The 2,967-nt window shown below is 70.9% G+C and carries 3 protein-coding genes; all 3 read left to right on the plus strand.

Going from position 1 to position 2,967, the window contains the following annotated elements:
* The coding region (locus V7E09_RS15015) for a TetR/AcrR family transcriptional regulator (protein WP_324510357.1) at positions 1-632 on the plus strand (632 nt) is incomplete at its 5' end.
* Between the two features lie 3 nt (positions 633-635).
* Positions 636-2,597, plus strand: a complete 1,962-nt coding sequence (locus V7E09_RS15020) for an acyl-CoA dehydrogenase family protein (protein WP_324510358.1) — start codon at positions 636-638, stop codon at positions 2,595-2,597.
* 22 nt (positions 2,598-2,619) lie between these two features.
* On the plus strand, positions 2,620-2,967 hold a 348-nt coding region (locus tag V7E09_RS15025), incomplete at its 3' end, for an NAD(P)H-hydrate epimerase (protein ID WP_324523659.1).

A 2,967-nucleotide genomic window follows, 5' to 3' on the forward strand; every position in this document is an offset into this window, starting at 1 on the left:
TCATGACCCTCTCGGTGGACGGCCGCACGACGCGGTGGGCCCGGCACAACGCCACACGACGACGCGAACTCGTGGAGGCCACGCTGCGCGCCGTGCGCACGCACGGACACGGCGTCGGCATGGACGAGATCGCCGCCGAGGCGGGCACCTCCAAGACCGTCTTCTACCGGCACTTCGGCGACCGCAACGGCCTCTACGAGGCGGTCGTGGAGTCGGTCCACGCCTTCATCTGGGGCAATCTGAGCGACGTCTGGAACCAGCGCCGCTCCCCCCGCGAACTCGTCGAGCGGCTCGCCGACGCCTACCTGGGCGTCGTGGAGGCCGACGGGGAGATCTACCGCTTCGTCACCAACCGCCCCGGCGACTCGCCCGACCCGGTGCTCGGCATCACCAATCGCATCGGCGACCAGGTATCGGCCACCATCGCCGGTTGGCTCAGCGACCAGGGGCTCGATCCCTCCCCGGCCAACACCTGGGGGCACGGACTCGTCGGCTTCATCTGGGCCGTCGCCGACCGCTGGATCCTCACCGACCTGCGCCGACCCCGCCCCGACATCGTCGCCTTCATCGGCGACCTGTTCACCCCGGCATTCACCGCCCAGACACCCATGGAACCGACGAAGGAGTCCTGAACCATGTCCACGACCGTCCACACGTCAGCCCCGAGCACCACCACGCCGCCGGCCGCCCGCCCGTCCGCCACCGGGGAGGCGCTCCGCCGCGCCCTCGATGGCCCCTACCACGACGTGAAGCAGCGCTGGCGTGACACGGTCACCGCCGACGACGTCGTCCGGGACCCGTCCTGGCCGATGGAACGGGCCCGCGCGTGGGCACTGGAGAAGCTGCTCGCCCTGATCGACCGCGGGTTCCTGGTCGCAGGCTTCCCCACGGCCCAGGGTGGCAACGGCACCCAGGCAGAGTCGGTCGCCCAGTTCGAGATGCTGGCGATGGGCGATCTCAGCCTCGTCATCAAGTCCGGAGTCCAGCACGGCCTGTTCGGCGGCGCGATCACCAACCTGGGCACCCAATGGCACCATGAGACCTTCCTGCCCGGGGCGATGCAGGGGACCCTGACCGGCTGCTTCGCGATGACCGAGCGCGGCCACGGCTCCGACGTCCAGAGCCTGGAGACGACGATCACCTACCTGCCCGACTCCGACGAGTTCGAAGTGCACTCCCCGACCCCCACCGCCCACAAGGCCTACATCGGCAACGCGGCCCGGGACGGCCGCTGGGCCGCCGTCTTCGGGCAGCTCATCGTCGACGGTGAGAACCAGGGCGTTCACGTCGCCCTCGTGCGGATCCGCACCGACGAGCACGCCCCGGCCCCCGGCGTCACGATCGGCGACCAGGGGCACAAGGGCGGCCTGCTGGGCGTCGACAATGGGACGATCGGCTTCGACCACGTCCGGATCCCGCGCTCGCAGCTGCTCAACCGCTACGGCGGGGTCGACGACGCGGGGAACTACGTCTCCCCCATCGCCAGCAAGAACGCCCGGTTCTTCACGATGCTGGGCACGCTCGTCCGGGGCCGGATCTGCGTCGGTGGCGGGGCCGCCAGCGGGGCACGCAAGGCGCTGTCCATCGCCATCCGGTACGCGGCGCGACGCACCCAGTTCCGGATGCCCGGCCTCGGCCAGGAGATCCGGCTGCTGGACTACCAGACCCATCAGCGCCGCCTGCTGCCCAACCTGGCCAAGGCGTACGCCTATGGCTTCGCCATGAACGAGCTCATGGATCAGCTGCAGCGCGTCACCGATGCCCAGGGCGCCGACCCGGCGGCCGCCCGCGAGTTGGAGAGCCGGGCTGCGGGCATGAAGGTGACGCTGACCCGGTGGGCGACCGACACCATCCAGGAGTGTCGCGAAGCGTGCGGCGGCGCCGGGTACCTCAGCGAGAACGGCATCACCTTGATCCGGCAGGACGCCGACGTGTTCGCCACCTTCGAGGGCGACAACACCGTCCTGCTCCAACTGGTCGCCAAATCGCTGCTGCAGGGTTACGCGCAGACCTGGGGGGACATGGATCTGCGTGGGACTGCCCAGGCGACCGCCCGCATGGTCGGCGAGACCGTCCTGGAGCGCACCACCGGCCGCGCCCTCATCGACCGCCTGGTCGCGAGCGCGGCCCGGCGCCCGGAGGCGGCGCAGCTGCGGGCGCGCGGCTGGCACGTCTCGGTGTTCGAGGACCGCGAGCGGCACACGCTCGAGAGCCTGGCCAAGCGGATGCGGGCCGCGGGCAAGGTCGCCCCCCAGGACGCCTTCGCCGCCACCAACGCCTGCCAGGAGCACATGCTCGCCGCGGCGCGGGCCCACACCGACCGGGTGGTGTTGGAGGCGTTCACCGCGGCGATCGCCCGCGTCGGGGATCCGTACGTGGCGTCGATCCTGATCCAGGTGTGTGACCTGTACGCCCTCACCGTGCTGGAGGAGAACAAGGGCTGGTTGCTGGAACACGAGCGGATCGACAGCACGCGGGCGAAGGCGATCAGCCAGGCGGTGTTGGATCTGAGCGCCACCCTGAGTTCGCAGGCGATCGAGCTGGTTGAGGGTCTGGGCGTCAACGAGGACTGGCTGAACGCGGCCATCCTGCGCTGAGGCCCCGGGCTAGGGTGCGGGCATGGAGCCGATCATCACCGCAGCCGGGATCCGTGCCGCCGAGGCGGACTGGTTCAGCGCCCATCCCGGCGGCGACCTGATGGGGCGCGCCGCCGATGCCGTCGCGCGCACCGTCGCGGAGTTGTTGGTTGGCCGCGAGTCGTGGGGGGTGCTGGTGGTCGCGGGCCCGGGCAACAACGCCGGGGATGCACTCTTCGCGGCCGCTGAACTACCCGAACTGCTGGGACGCTCCGTCCCGCTGTGGGTGTGGCCGGTGGCCGAACGCACGCATCCAGACGCCTTGGCGGCCGCGTTGCAGGCGGGCGCCGTGGTCGTGGACGCCGGTGCTGCGCTCACCCTCGCTACCGGC

The sequence above is a fragment of the Propioniciclava sp. genome, assembly GCF_036744435.1.
GTDB lineage: Bacteria > Actinomycetota > Actinomycetes > Propionibacteriales > Propionibacteriaceae > Propioniciclava.

Bases quoted from the DNA above. Each gene is read 5' to 3' on its own strand.
- V7E09_RS15020 (WP_324510358.1), top strand. From the start codon at position 636: ATGTCCACGACCGTCCACACGTCAGCCCCGAGCACCACCACGCCGCCG.